At 52.0% G+C, this 13,995-nt stretch carries 10 protein-coding genes; all 10 read right to left on the bottom strand.

Going from position 1 to position 13,995, the window contains the following annotated elements:
• Positions 1-82 precede the first annotated feature (82 nt).
• The 10 genes from LPB67_RS02190 to LPB67_RS02145 all read right to left on the bottom strand — a co-directional run bounded on the left by LPB67_RS02190 (position 83) and on the right by LPB67_RS02145 (position 13,906).
• The gene (locus LPB67_RS02190; protein ID WP_262835429.1) at positions 83-850 is read right to left on the bottom strand and encodes an SDR family NAD(P)-dependent oxidoreductase; all 768 of its coding nucleotides are present in this window, start codon (positions 848-850) and stop codon (positions 83-85) included.
• Positions 851-905: 55 nt separating this feature from the next.
• The gene (locus LPB67_RS02185; protein WP_262835428.1) at positions 906-2,486 is read right to left on the bottom strand and encodes an aldehyde dehydrogenase (NADP(+)); all 1,581 of its coding nucleotides are present in this window, start codon (positions 2,484-2,486) and stop codon (positions 906-908) included.
• Entirely contained in the window at positions 2,483-3,475 is a 993-nt protein-coding gene (araD1, locus tag LPB67_RS02180; RefSeq protein ID WP_262835427.1) for an AraD1 family protein, read from the bottom strand. Before araD1 ends, LPB67_RS02185 begins: the two co-directional genes overlap by 4 nt.
• Before the next feature lie 18 nt (positions 3,476-3,493).
• Positions 3,494-5,236, bottom strand: a complete 1,743-nt coding sequence (locus LPB67_RS02175; protein WP_262835426.1) for an IlvD/Edd family dehydratase — start codon at positions 5,234-5,236, stop codon at positions 3,494-3,496.
• Positions 5,237-5,446: 210 nt separating this feature from the next.
• Entirely contained in the window at positions 5,447-6,328 is an 882-nt protein-coding gene (locus tag LPB67_RS02170) for an SMP-30/gluconolactonase/LRE family protein (protein ID WP_262835425.1), read from the bottom strand.
• Positions 6,329-6,395: 67 nt separating this feature from the next.
• The gene (locus LPB67_RS02165) at positions 6,396-7,493 is read right to left on the bottom strand and encodes an aldose epimerase family protein (RefSeq protein ID WP_262835424.1); all 1,098 of its coding nucleotides are present in this window, start codon (positions 7,491-7,493) and stop codon (positions 6,396-6,398) included.
• Positions 7,494-7,538: 45 nt separating this feature from the next.
• The gene (locus LPB67_RS02160) at positions 7,539-8,489 is read right to left on the bottom strand and encodes a glycoside hydrolase family 43 protein (RefSeq protein WP_262835423.1); all 951 of its coding nucleotides are present in this window, start codon (positions 8,487-8,489) and stop codon (positions 7,539-7,541) included.
• Positions 8,490-8,524: 35 nt separating this feature from the next.
• Positions 8,525-9,877 (bottom strand): MFS transporter, encoded by a 1,353-nt coding sequence (locus LPB67_RS02155; protein WP_262835422.1) that lies wholly within the window; start codon positions 9,875-9,877, stop codon positions 8,525-8,527.
• 237 nt (positions 9,878-10,114) lie between these two features.
• The gene (locus LPB67_RS02150) at positions 10,115-12,715 is read right to left on the bottom strand and encodes a TonB-dependent receptor (protein WP_262835421.1); all 2,601 of its coding nucleotides are present in this window, start codon (positions 12,713-12,715) and stop codon (positions 10,115-10,117) included.
• 789 nt (positions 12,716-13,504) lie between these two features.
• Complete coding sequence (locus LPB67_RS02145; protein WP_262835420.1) at positions 13,505-13,906, bottom strand: PRC-barrel domain-containing protein; 402 nt, start codon at positions 13,904-13,906, stop codon at positions 13,505-13,507.
• Positions 13,907-13,995: the final 89 nt, after the last annotated feature.

Genomic DNA, 13,995 nt, shown 5'->3' with positions numbered 1-13,995 from the left:
ATGCGTTGCATGAAGAGGTGACTATTACATCGTTGGAAGAAGTGAGCAGTTCATCTGGCTATCGATCGCTGGTCACAGGTCGTCACACCCAGCCTGCATCGACGATAAATTCCTGCGCGGTGCACATCGCACCGTCATCGGCTGCCAGAAACAACACCATGGAGGCAATATGTGCAGGCATCAATTTATCCGGCAGGCACTGACTCTTTTTGATCTCCGCTTCAGCCGCCTCATCGACCCAGAGATCGATCTGGCGCTGCGTCATGACCCAACCGGGCGTTACCGTATTCACCCGTATGCCATGTGCGCCGACCTCGCGTGCGAGGCCGCGTGTCAGACCGACGACGGCGGCCTTGGCGGTTGCATATACGGGATAGCCCGCGCCTTTGATATGCCATGAAATCGAGCTGATATTGATGATAGAACCACTGCCTTTGCGCTTCATGCCCGGCAATACGGACTGGCAGGTAAAGAACATAGGACGCTGATTGATCGCAATACGCTCATTCCAATAATCCAGGGTGACTTCGTCGGTCTGATGGCGCTGGTCGTTGGCGGCATTGTTGACCAGCACATCAAAATCGCCGATCTCGGCGGCCAGTCCGCTCATGACTTTTTGCAAGGCGGGAATATCGGTAATATCGCAATATCTGAACAATGGCGCACGCAGGCCCGCTGCGGCCAGCCGATCACACAATGCCTGGCTCGCTTCACGCGCGATATCGACGAATGCAACGATGGCGCCTTGCGCCACAAACGCCGCGACCAGCTCTTCGCCAATGCCGCTGCCACCACCTGTAATAAATACCCGCTTATCTTGCAAGCTGCCGTATCTGGCTAATTGATTCATCATGTCTCCTACTTTTTTACTTGCTTATAGTGTACTAAGGTTTGCTGGCTGACGATTACTCTTTGCCCAATGTGCCATCGCGACGACGCCAGATTCCCAGCGGGTTAAGATCGCGCAGAGCGTCTGGCAATAAGGCTTGCGGCAGGTTCTGATACGACACCGGACGCAAGAAGCGATTGATCGCACCCGTGCCCACGGAGGTACTGCGGCCATCCGAAGTGGAAGGGAAAGGCCCGCCGTGCACCATCGCAGTGGCAACCTCAACGCCGGTCGGAAAACCGTTAGCGAGTATGCGACCGACGCGACGTTCCAGCACCGGCAGTAGTCGCGCTGCCATCGGTAGATCGGCATCGTCTAATTGCAAGGTCGCGGTTAACTGCCCTTCCAATTTTTCGGTAATTTCCAGCATCTGATTGAGATCACGGCATGCTACCAACAAGGATGCCGGGCCAAAAATTTCATCATGTAATGCGGCTTGCGCCAGAAACGCCGCACCGCTGGTGAGAAACAAGGCTGGGCCGCCTTTACCTTCTTCCTTCACCGCATTGGCAACCGGCGTCAGCGATGTCACCTCAGTCTGCGCAGCCAGACGCTGGACGCCTGACTGATAGCTGGAAGCGATGCCGGGCGTCAGCATGGTCGCGCAAGCAGCACCGGAGAGCGCTTGTGCAGCATGCTGAGCAAAACGCTCAAAATCTGCGCCTGCTAATGCCAGCACCAGGCCGGGATTGGTACAGAATTGCCCTGCCCCCAAAGTCAGCGAGGCGGCAAATCCCTGCGCAATCTCGGTGGTACGATTGGCCAAAGCCTGCGGTAATAAATACACCGGATTGATACTACTCATCTCGGCATACACAGGAATAGGCTGGGCACGCGCAGCAGCGACTGCCATCAAGGCCATGCCGCCCGAACGCGAGCCGGTAAAGCCCACCGCCTGAATAGCCGGATGACGCACCAGCTCCTGGCCGATACCATTGCCGGTACCCGTCAACAAGGAAAATACGCCTGCCGGCAATTCACATACCTGAATGGCACGTACGATCGCTCGCGCCATCAGTTCAGAGGTACCCGGATGTGCCGAATGCGCCTTCAGCACCACCGGGCAACCCGCCGCCAAGGCCGATGCCGTATCGCCGCCCGCGACCGAAAACGCCAGCGGAAAATTACTCGCCGCAAATACCGCGACCGGCCCCAAACCTATCATGCGCATGCGCAGATCCGGCCTTGGCGGTTGCCGCTCCGGCAGGGCGCTGTCTATACGGACGTCGCGCCAGGAGCCTTCGCGCAATAAATCGGCAAAGAGTTTTAACTGTCCGGCGGTTCGACCGCGCTCGCCTTCCAAACGAGCTCGCGGCAAACCGCTTTCAGCCATCGCCCGGACTATCAGCTCGTCGCCCAAAGCCATAATCTGCTGCGCAATTGTTTCCAGAAACACGGCACGCTGCTCATCCGTGGTCGAACGGAACGGATCAAACGCTGCTTGCGCCAGCCGGCAGGCCGTATCAATCTGTTGTGCATCGACCATATAAAACGCCGGCGCCATCGACTCCCTTTTGCTGGGATCGAATGCCAGAAATGCGCTGCCGTTTCCCTGCACATTATTGCCGCCGATGGAGGCTAGTCCGGTGATACTCATAATGAGGTTACTTTCGCGAAGCTGGTATTGGCGATCTCTAATTTGTTGCGCAGTGCCGGTCCGAAGCTCGGCGATGCGACTTCGAATGTCTCACCGGCTTTGACACTGATCCCGTCGGCAAAACTCAGCGTGGCGGTGCCAAAGAAATGGATATGGACATCGCCAGGACGATTGAATAGTGGATATTTGAAATGGTGGTATTCGAGATTGGCAATCGTATGCGACATATTCTGCTCGCCGCTGACGAAGGCTTTTTCCCAACGCAGGCGTCCTTCGGCATCGTAAATACGGGATGTGCCGACTACATGCGCAGGCAGCTCTCCCACCAGCAAGGCGGGGCCGACGCCACACATACGCAGCTTGGAATGTGCCAGATACAGATAATTCTGACGCTCGGTAATATGGTCCGAAAATTCATTGCCAATCGCAAAGCCAAGGCGATACGGCTGACCGTCATCACCGATCACATACAGACCGGCGATCTCCGGCTCCTCGCCGCCATCGAGGGCAAAATCAGGCATGCGCAAAGGCTGCTCGCTGGCGCTGACGACAGAGCCGTCCCCTTTATAAAACCATTCCGGCTGCACACCCGGCTGACCGGCGGCTGGTTTGCCGCCTTCGACACCGAGGCGGAACATTTTCATGCTATCGCTGAGAGTATCGACATCGCCGCCGATTTTTTTATGCATGGCATCGCGAGTATCGGCACTACCCAGATGCGTCAGGCCGGTTCCCGTTACGTAGCAATGCGCCGCATCGGCATGATCCAGCGGCGCCAGCAAGCGGCCGCCTTTGGCAACCGCTTCATAGGTATCGCTGACAGAACCGATTGCTGCGGTAGCCAATTTTTCCAAACTGATTTTCTGGCGAATTGCGGCTTGCGCCAGAGCATAGGTGGATTGATAGCCATCCAGCACGCGTATGCTTGTCTGCTCCAGCGCACCGACACAGCGCTGTCCGGCATCATTGATAAATTGTATGAGTAGCATAATGTCTCCGATCTTTTTTTAGTGTGAATGTCTTGGCACAGCCGAGCCGCGGCTACCCAGCAAGAAATCAAAATCGCACCCCTGATCCGCTTGCAAGACATGATCGATATACAGTTGCTGATAGCCGCTCTTCATACTCGGCTCTTGCGTCTCTGTACGCGTTGCCAGACGTTGCGTGATTTCTGCGTCGCTGAGGTCGAGATTCAGGCGACCGTTGTGGCAGTCGAGCGTGATCAGATCGCCGTCCCTGACGATACCGAGCGGACCGCCGGCCATCGCTTCCGGCGCAACATGCAACACCACCGTGCCGTAGGCGGTACCGCTCATGCGGGCATCGGAGATACGTACCATGTCCTTGACGCCTTGCGCCAGCAATTTTGGCGGCAAACCCATATTGCCTACCTCGGCCATACCCGGATAACCTTTGGGGCCGCAATTTTTCATGACCAGAATCGAATTCGCATCGACATCCAGATCAGGATCGACAATACGTTGTTTGTAATGATCGAAATTCTCGAACACGACTGCCCTGCCGGTATGCTGCATCAGATGCGGCGAAGCGGCCGATGGCTTCAGCACGGCGCCGCGTGGCGCCAGATTGCCGCGCAAAATGCAGATACCGCCATCCGGGATCAAAGGATTGTCGAGCTGGCGGATGACTTCATCGTCATACACTGGCGCCTCCTGGCAATTCACCCATAGCGACTTGCCATTGACCGTCAAGGCATCTTTATTCGGCAATAAATTGCCTTCACCCAGACGCCGTACCACGCCCGGCAAGCCGCCGGCATAATAAAATTCTTCCATCAAAAAGCGACCGGAGGGCATCAGATCGACGATCGTCGGTGTGCCGCGCCCTATCGTCGTCCAATCCTCCAGCTCCAGCGGCACACCGATACGTCCGGCAATCGCTTTTAAATGGATCACGGCATTGGTCGAGCCGCCGATCGCTGCATTGACCTTGATGGCGTTTTCAAACGCTGCCCGTGTCAATACCTTGGACAGGCGCAGATCTTCCCACACCATTTCAACGATGCGGATGCCGGACATGTGCGCCAATACATAGCGACGCGAATCGACCGCCGGAATCGCAGCATTGTGCGGCAACGAGGTGCCGAGCGCTTCTGCCATGCACGCCATGGTAGAGGCCGTACCCATGGTATTGCAGGTGCCGGCAGAGCGCGACATACCGGCTTCCGCAGACATGAATTGATGCATGGTGATATCGCCTGCCTTGACCGCCTCGTGCAATTGCCAGACCGCTGTGCCCGAACCGATGTTCTTGCCATCGAGCTTACCGTTTAACATCGGTCCGCCACTGACGACGATGGTCGGGATATCGCAGCTCGCTGCCCCCATCAGCAAGGCCGGCGTGGTCTTGTCGCAGCCGACCAGCAAGACAACGGCATCCATAGGATTGCCGCGTATCGATTCTTCCACGTCCATGCTGGCCAGATTACGGGTCAGCATGGCGGTCGGACGCAAATTCGATTCGCCATTCGAGAAAACCGGGAACTCCACCGGGAAGCCGCCAGCCTCCAGGATGCCGCGCTTTACATGCTCGGCCAATTGACGGAAATGCGCATTGCAGGGGGTCAGTTCAGACCAGGTATTGCAGATGCCGATGATAGGCTTACCCTGGAATTCGTGATCGGGAATACCCTGATTCTTCATCCAGCTACGATACATAAAACCGTTTTTATCTTGAGTGCCGAACCATTCAGCAGAGCGAAGGGCGACTTTCTTTTTTGTCTCGGACATGCATTCCTCCTTGTTTTTTTGTATTGTCCGGCCGTGCTTAGTCGTGCCGTACAGGGATGGAGGAATACTAAAGATTTCAGCGATGCCTTTCCAATCACTTTTTAATCAAGATTGATATTGGATTGGATATCACACTCTTCAAACAAAAAAAGCTTGCACTATGTATGCAAGCTAAACGGAAATTGATTACCGATTAAATACGCAGGACGATCAACTCAGCGCCATAAAACGCTGCTCCGGCAAACCTCGCACCGTATCAAGACGGCTATAAAAAACACCGCCGGCGTGCGGCTGTTTCCTCAGCTCCGGTCCGGATAGCCCGGTACGGGCACTGGTGATATACAGCGAAGCATGATCAGGGTCACCGAAAGTCAGGCAACTAGGCTGCGCCACCGGTAACGAGATCACCCGGTCAATCGATCCGTCAGGCGTATAACGGACTATCCGCCAGCCGCCCCATTGCGCGTTCCACAGATAACCATCCGCATCGATGGCTGAGCCGTCAGGCTCGCCGGGATCCTTGCTCAGATCAGCAAACAGGCGATCATTGGTGATCGGCCCGGAACCCGCATCGTAGCTGCAACAACGTATCGACTTACTCAAGGAATCACAGTAATACAAGGTGCCGCCATCTGGACTAAAGCAAATACTATTGGCGATGGCGATGTGCGGCAATTCCAGCCGCTGTAGCGTCAGGTCGGCATTCAGGCGATAAAAACTGGCGATAGGAGCACGATCTTGCGTTTCATTTAAAGTCCCGAAGACAAACCGTCCTTGCCGGTCACAACGACCATCATTGACACGAGTGGTCGGCATATCGGCTTCAATTTGACAGATAGGCGCAATGCTGCCGCTAGAAAAATTAAAATACGCAAGTTGCGATGCGAGTCCCAGTAGCAGGCGGTCGTTATCATCGGTCAACGCAAATGAGGCGAGTCGCTCCGGCATAGGCCAACTGACGATCTTACCGCTCACTGGCTGATAAGCCCATAGGCTCTCGCCGAGTATGTCCGTCCATAGCAAGCGTTGCAGGCGATCGCACCACAAGATGCATTCGCCCAAAGCATTTTTTGCGTCTATCTTTAATTCCATCTTAAATTTTTTTCGTGAATGAGATTATCGTTAAACGAAAAGCAGGCAATGATGCGCCAGACAAAGATTATCCTGTCTGTACAGAAAAACGGTACACAGATTGACTGCTATATTCGTCGCCCGGCCGCAATATCGTGGAAGGAAAATGAGGTCGATTCGGCGCATCGGGATAGTGTTGCGGCTCTATGCAAAACCCACTGTAAAGTCCATAATTCCAGCCCTTACCTGTCATAGTGCCGTCCAGGAAATTCCCGCTATAAAGTTGCAGTCCCGGTTCTTGCGTCCACAGTTCCAGCACTCTGCCCGAAAGCGGCTCATGCACCTTGACTGCCAGGCTCATTATTTTATGCTCAGATTTATTCAGCACATAGTTATGGTCATATCCGCCGCCTAGTTTTAACTGCGCATGCTCTGCATTGAGTCGCTCGCCTATCCTACGGGGCGCACGAAAATCAAACGGCGTTCCGGCGACCGCATCCAGACTTCCCAGAGGGATCAGACCGGCGTCCACCGGCGTATACCGGTCAGCATTGATTATCAACTCGTGATCGAGAATAGTCCCTTGACCCGCCAGATTGAAATACGCATGATGCGTCAAATTGACCGGCGTTGCCCGATCAGTGGTAGCGCGATAGCGGATGCTGAATTCATTCGCATTGTTCAGCTCATAGATCACGCTGACTTGCAGATTGCCAGGATAGCCCTGTTCGCCATCGCGACTGAGATAAGTCAGGCATACACCGACTGCCTGCTCAGTCTTATACGGGGATGCAGTCCATAGTACTTTATAAAATCCTGCGGGACCGCCATGCAGGTGATGCTGTCCATTATTGATCGGTAATTGATAAATCTTGCCATCCAACTCAAAACATCCGTGAGCAATCCGGTTGCCATAGCGTCCGATCAATGCGCCAAAGAATGCAGCGTCACCGCAATACGGCTCCAGACGATCAAACCCCAAAGTCACATCAGCCAGCTTGCCTTCTTTGTCCGGCGTATAGATCTCGGTAATGATGCCGCCGAAATCCGTCAGCTTGATCGCCATCCCCTGGGTATTGGTGAGGGTATACAAAGCCGCCTGACGGCCATCGGGCAAGAGTCCGAATAATGCGTTTGTCACGGCAAGTTTGGGCGAGTATTTGTCCGCTACTGCTGATTGATTCATATGATTGTCAGATGATATTCATCGCGTCCGATGGCAATGCTGTGCTTAGTCAATCAGCGATGGTCTGCCAAAGACTGGCATACCGTCCGCATCCCAGCGCAAGGGTTTAACGAAGGTATGACGGTCGGGATTCCAGAGCGGATCGCCGATGATTTCAGTATAAATCCGGGCGTGATACACCAGCATGACGCTATCCTCACCGTCACCTTGGGTAAAACTATTGTGACCCGGTCCATAGATGCCGTGTTCATAGCAAGTCTGCAGAACAGGTTTTTCTGACTTGTGCCACGAGGCAGGATCGAGCAGGTCAGCATTTTCATCGGCCCACAATAAACCCATTGCGTAATTTTCATCTGTCGCGCTGGCCGAATAACTGATGAAAATTTTTCCATTCCGCTTGAGCACCGATGGTCCTTCATTGACCCAGAATCCGCGGATTTCCCAATCAAACTCCGGCTTGCTCAGCATGGCAGGCTTGGCCGCCAATTGCCATGGGCTAGTCATCGGTGCGATATACAGATTCGAATTACCTTCAATTGCATTATCTTTTTGCGCCCATAAGTAATACAGCACACCGTTGTGGGTAAACGTGGTGGCATCCAGGCAGAACGTATCGATTCCTGTATCGACCTGCCCCATGAATTCCCACTCACCTTCCAGCGGATTGGCATTCGTATTGCGAATTGCGTACATCCGGTGCTGAAACAATTTGTGTTTAATTTCACGACTTGGTGCTGCTGCAAAATAGACATACCAGGCCGAATGATTAAAATGCAGCTCGGGCGCCCATATCAATTCGCTATAGGCGCCAGTATCTGGCTTATGCCAGACATCGACGGTTTGCGCCGTCGCCAGAGCATGAATACTTGATGCGCGGCGCAATTCTATCCGGTCGTATTGCGGCACCGATGCCGTGAAATAGTAATAGCCGTCAGTATGCTTATAGATGTAGGGATCAGCACGTTGTGTGATCAGTGGCTGCAATTTTTCTGACACGGTATTCTCCGGAAATTTGAATTGTTCGCGCGTGTTCATGCGGCTACATAACCCTTGGTCCGCATCTCCGCTTTGACTTCCGTGTAATAGTCATCGCTGATACGGTACTTAAACATCAGCATTCCCATGATGAAATGAAACACCCCTGGAATGATCGATAGCATCAGCGCGATACCGCCGAGAGCGAATTGCGTTTGCTGGTGATTTGGCTGGTAATCAAAATAACTCAACAAGACGCCGACCAAGCCTCCAGCTATGGCCATACCGGCTTTCTGGCAAACAGATATTCCGCCGAAGGCAAAGCCGGATACGCGTTTGCCGGTTTTCACCTGGCCGTAATCAATGGTCTCGGCAATCGCCGACCAGAATACCGGCGCATGCAAATCCACCACAAACGACAGAAGGAAATACAGTGCAAAACCCAATGCCGTATCACCGGGTTTCACCAAGAAATAGATCAGGGCACTGATCAGCGCAACGCCGATCTGGGTGTAACGAAATAATTTTACTTTGCAAAAAAATTTGGTTATCCAGGTCGATGCAATCATCGAGAGAATCGCCGCGATGACGCCGGTCGTCAAAAAAGCCGCGACCTGTTCCGTATCGCCGCCGAGATAATATTTGGCATAATAAATAGCCACTGAGCCACGTACGACATAACCGATGGTGCCGGTCACGCAGACACCGCACAGGATTAACCACTGATCATTACGCAATAGAATTTTTAGCTGTTCAGAGAGAGATTGCTTCTCCACGACATGCACTACACGCTCTGTCGTCGTGAAATAGCAGAACAAAAACAAGGCAACACCCATGATCGCCATCACGGCCATCGCGGCTTGATAGCCGACCGCGGGATTGCCGTTACCCCAGCGTTGCGACAGCAGCGGCACGATAATCGTGACCATAAAGGCGCCTATCTTGGCGAAGAACAAGCGATATCCATTTGCCGACAAACGCTCCTTAGGATCGTTGGTCAAGGCACTCACCAGAGAAATGTAGGGAATGCCGACACCGGCTGTCATCACCGTCATCAGGATATAGGTCGAATAAGCCCATACCAGTTTGGCGCTGTATTGCCACTCTGGCGTGGTAAACACAAAGAATACGCTGACGCCGTAAGGTACCGCCAGCCACAACAAATACGGACAATAGCGTCCTTGCCGGCTGGTAAGCCGATCCGTCATTTGTCCCATCGCCAGATCGGCAATTGCACCGACTACTTTGACCAGTACAAACAACAAGGCCAGATCGGTCGTTTTTAATCCGTAGATATCCGTATAAAAAAAAGTAATGATCAACATCATCGATGAGATCACGACATTCAATGCCATGTCTCCGGCACCGAAGCCGACTTTTTCTACTACGGATAATTGTTGAGTCTCCATTATTTTTTCCACTTAAGATTTCATTACTCAGTTGTGCAGACAATTGCCAACACACCGATCACTTGGACAAGATACTATCGACAACTCATCAACAGAAAAATACCTGAATAAATAAACCTGTCAATATCGATCATGACAAACAGGCGACTTCACATCGACTGGCGATGAGAACAAATCAGGGCGCTATGAAAAACAACCATAGTGCCCCAATCGAAACTCATCTATCCTGTGTAAAACTTAGTTTTTCCATCGCAGCGATACACCGACGACGCGATCATAGCGGCGCAAATCGCGAGGATTGGTTTCTATACCGTGATAATCGTGATAAGCCCGATCCAGGATATTCTCTACGTCCATCGTCACGCTAAGTTTTTCGTTGATCTTGTACGACAAGGATCCATCCAATGTTTTAATCGGTGCCACCATCAAATCAAAACCCAGACCGCGATAGTTGAAAGCGTCGACAAACTTGTCGCGCCAGCTATACGCCAGGCGAGCGGATAAGCCGTTCTTTTCATATAAGCCAACCAGGTTATAAGACATTTTCGACATCCCCACAAACGGATTGCTCACACCGTTGGCATCCGTCAGATCGCCCTGCATATAAGTGACGTTAGCCTGCATGCCAAAGCCGCTCATCCAGCCCGGTAATTTATCGTAGAACTGCTGATAAGACAGCTCAGCACCTTTCAACTGTCCATTGGCGACATTACGCGGGCGATACACGTCATACACGATACCGTTATAGGTTTCTTTCGATGAGGTGGTCAAAATATAATTTTTGAAATCATGACGGAAAACTGTCGCAGTCAATGAACCGGTCGGCGCGAAATACCATTCCAGAGCCGCATCGAAATTATGACCCTCAATCGGCTTCAAATCAGGATTGCCGCCATTGCCAACCGCCATCACTGTAGTGCTTGGTACGTTATACGAAACGCCCGGATTAAATTGACCAAAGTCTGGGCGTTGTATCGATTTACCGGCGGTGAAGCGACCGATCAGATCCGATTTCAGATGCGCCTTCAAAGTAAAGTTAGGCAAGACATCGGTCGATGTTGGCTCGCTGATGACTGGTTTGATAATGCCGTTAGTCTGAGAATTACCATGCAGTGATGAGCTAGTTCTGACGACACGCATACCGAGCGTGCCCTCAAACGGTATCGCTGCCAGATCGAAACCGTACTTTGCCTTGCCGTACACGGCGTAAGTATTTTCTTCGTTATTGAAGTAAGACAAAGGATCATCGGCTGTCGCAGCGCCTGTCCCGTTGACCAGCTTACGTACTGCCGTCAGATTATCGAGCAAATAACCGGCACATGGTGTAACCCAACGCTTCAGACCATAGTCGCCGGCCATCGGTGTGGATAAACAAGCCAGGCCGGGAACGGAGTTCGCCATGATACCGGCTGGCGCGGGAATATAGCCATTCAATTCATGCACATAAGAAGCGACACGCTTCGCAATGCGCACACCGGTACTCAGCTCTTTAAAGAAACCCTTATTCTCCGGGAAGTAATTGGCATCCGCACGCCAGTCGGTTGAACGGCCTTCGGAATGACTGTGATTGTCGAACAAAGTCGCTACACGGTAATTGCCCGCGTTCTCCATGTCATAGCCAGGATAGTAAAACTGCGCACCACCGTTGACATAGGTATTACCGATCACGCTGGGGGGCGAGGCAATGAAATCCATAATCGGGAAATCCTGCTTCCAGTTGCTGATAGTGCGCGCCAACTCAGTCGTAATCTGCAATTGCGGCGTCGCATCCCAGCGCGCCCCCACTGCGCCCTGGGTACCAATCGAATAGTCGCGCGGCGCTTGAGTCGACGACAGGCTGAACGGGTAAGAATTAGGGGAACTGATTGATGCCGCCTGATTCGTGCCGGGGATCAAGCTGACCGAAGTATTCTTATTCCAGCCCAAATTGGCAACGAAAAACTGTCTTTGCGCATCATGGCGAATTTCCGTCGATATCCCTTCGGCATACAATTCAAACTCAGAATTCGGACGCCATTGGGCCGCAAAATTACCGGCGAGACGTTTGCGATCACCGGAGTACAACACGTGACCGAGATCATTAGGACCGGATACGCCATTGGCTTGCTGCGCAGGAGGAGAATTCCAGGTCACCTCATCATGGTAGTGACCGTCTTGATAGGACAGGCCGACCAGGGCGCCGATTTCGCCATACGACGTCTTCCAGCGGTTGGATACCATGCCGCTCAGGTTAGGGTCGTTGGTTTTGGACTTGTCGCGATTCTCAACACGGGCGGTGACATTCGATGAAAAATCCTTGAAGTCAAAAGGACGGCTGGTGCGCACATCGATCACGCCGGCGGTACCGCCCTCAACCATTTCAGAACCCTGGGATTTATACGCATCAACGCGCTGCAGCATAGCTGTCGGAATATCCGCCAGATACAAACTGCGCCCTGACGAGGTATACATTTCGCGACCGTTCAACAGAGTCACCAGACCCGGCAGGCCGCGAATGATGACAGAATTTGCCTCACCGAATTCGCGACGGATTTGCACCCCAGGGACACGCCCCAGAATCTCTGCGACGTTTTTGTCCGGGAATTTACCGGCCTCTTCTGCGACGATGGAATCCAGCACTTCGTCAGACTTCATCTTGATCGCCTGCGCGCTTTGTGCCGCTTTACGCACGCCCGTCACCGTAACGACGGTAGGATTGCCGTCGGCTGGCGCTACTTCTTGCGCCCACACCGATGCACCGGTTAAAATCCCGGCACCAGTCAAAGCGGCAACAGTGAGCTTTAAAGCGAATGGATGGCGAGTCTTGGACGCGACTTGACCAGATATTGTCGATTTCATATGTCTCCAATGTATTTTTAGTTATGTGCATTCAGGTAAGGCATTTGAGTTACATGCTCTGAGAATCATCTTAAAGTCTGCACAAAAATCTCTCCAATCAATTTTTCGGCAATCTCGATATCGATTTAGATATCAACACGCCCTGATTTAATTATTTAAAAAGTAACTTTCACCAATAAATCGGTCTTTTTTACCTATTTATTTCCTGCAAGACACAGAAAATGCGATCTGAAATCAGCCGACCAATATCAATTTCGTGGCGTAGATACGACACGTGATATCGAAAAATCGTGATTGCTCGATGATTGCTTGAGGACGAGTTAGTCGAAGCGGGGGAAACGTGTAGTCGCGTAGTTATTCAGATTCAAACAGAGGGGAGCGAGTTTGATGCCTGAATAGCGATTTTTCAGGATTACGCAAAAAATACCTACAGAGCTATAGAGTATTTAGCGCAAGAGAAACGTGGGTTTGCGAGGCTTTGTAACAACGCGATGTGCTCGAGTAGGGGGTTTTTGGAAGTTACCTCAAATGAACCCGCAAGCGGGGTGGGCCTGCTGGCACGAAATACCTCTGAAAACCGCATCCAGCCTACGGGTTCAATCTGAATTGTGGCGAACATCTTATCGTTGTGCGTAAGCCTTAAATAAAATGAGAGATGAGGCCTGGCAAAACCGCATGCGCACGGACCGCCGCTGACAACATCGGCCCCAAGAAAAACAGCCGTAACTAAACGGCTGTTTTTAATAAAATTGCGACGGCAGAATTACGTGTGGTAACCGGGTTTAGTTACTAAGCGTCTTTCGCATCGTAATAACTTTGTACCCCATCAACCCAAGATTGATCTGCCATATCCGGCCAATTATTTGAATCAAAACCAGGCGCACTTTCAAATCGTTCTTTGCTCACATTCAGTCGGAATTGTTTATTCAGCGTATCCAGTTGTAGTGCACTCCACGGAACCGCAAGTAATTTTTCACCGATGCTGAATACACCGCCAAAGGAAAGAACCGCATAAGCGATTTTGCCGGAGCGCATGTCGAGCATAATCTCTTTGATATCGCCCAAATGTTCATCGGCCAAATTATGAACATGATCGCCAATCAAGGTGTCGGCGCCCATCAGTTCTGGACCTGGACCTTTTTTGCCGTTCTCTTTATAGATGCCGTAGGTATCGCGTTCAACATAAGTCATTTCGAATTCCTTTCATTAACAATCGGAATTCATCTTCGCTTGTCAATCGATGGGCGTCCGTTCGGTATCACACCAAAGGCGACACTATT

The sequence above is a fragment of the Undibacterium sp. Jales W-56 genome, from assembly GCF_025548535.1.
In the GTDB taxonomy this organism is placed as follows: domain Bacteria; phylum Pseudomonadota; class Gammaproteobacteria; order Burkholderiales; family Burkholderiaceae_D; genus Undibacterium.
The sequence above is the reverse complement of the archived record's forward strand: the minus strand, read 5'-3'. Positions and strand labels throughout refer to the sequence as shown.

Excerpts from the sequence above, each read along its gene's own strand:
- LPB67_RS02190 (WP_262835429.1), bottom strand. The coding sequence starts at position 850 with ATGAATCAATTAGCCAGATACGGCAGCTTGCAAGATAAGCGGGTATTT.
- LPB67_RS02185 (WP_262835428.1), bottom strand. The coding sequence starts at position 2,486 with ATGAGTATCACCGGACTAGCCTCCATCGGCGGCAATAATGTGCAGGGA.
- araD1 (WP_262835427.1), bottom strand. The coding sequence starts at position 3,475 with ATGCTACTCATACAATTTATCAATGATGCCGGACAGCGCTGTGTCGGT.
- LPB67_RS02175 (WP_262835426.1), bottom strand. The coding sequence starts at position 5,236 with ATGTCCGAGACAAAAAAGAAAGTCGCCCTTCGCTCTGCTGAATGGTTC.
- LPB67_RS02170 (WP_262835425.1), bottom strand. The coding sequence starts at position 6,328 with ATGGAATTAAAGATAGACGCAAAAAATGCTTTGGGCGAATGCATCTTG.
- LPB67_RS02165 (WP_262835424.1), bottom strand. The coding sequence starts at position 7,493 with ATGAATCAATCAGCAGTAGCGGACAAATACTCGCCCAAACTTGCCGTG.
- LPB67_RS02155 (WP_262835422.1), bottom strand. The coding sequence starts at position 9,877 with ATGGAGACTCAACAATTATCCGTAGTAGAAAAAGTCGGCTTCGGTGCC.
- LPB67_RS02150 (WP_262835421.1), bottom strand. The coding sequence starts at position 12,715 with ATGAAATCGACAATATCTGGTCAAGTCGCGTCCAAGACTCGCCATCCA.
- LPB67_RS02145 (WP_262835420.1), bottom strand. The coding sequence starts at position 13,906 with ATGACTTATGTTGAACGCGATACCTACGGCATCTATAAAGAGAACGGC.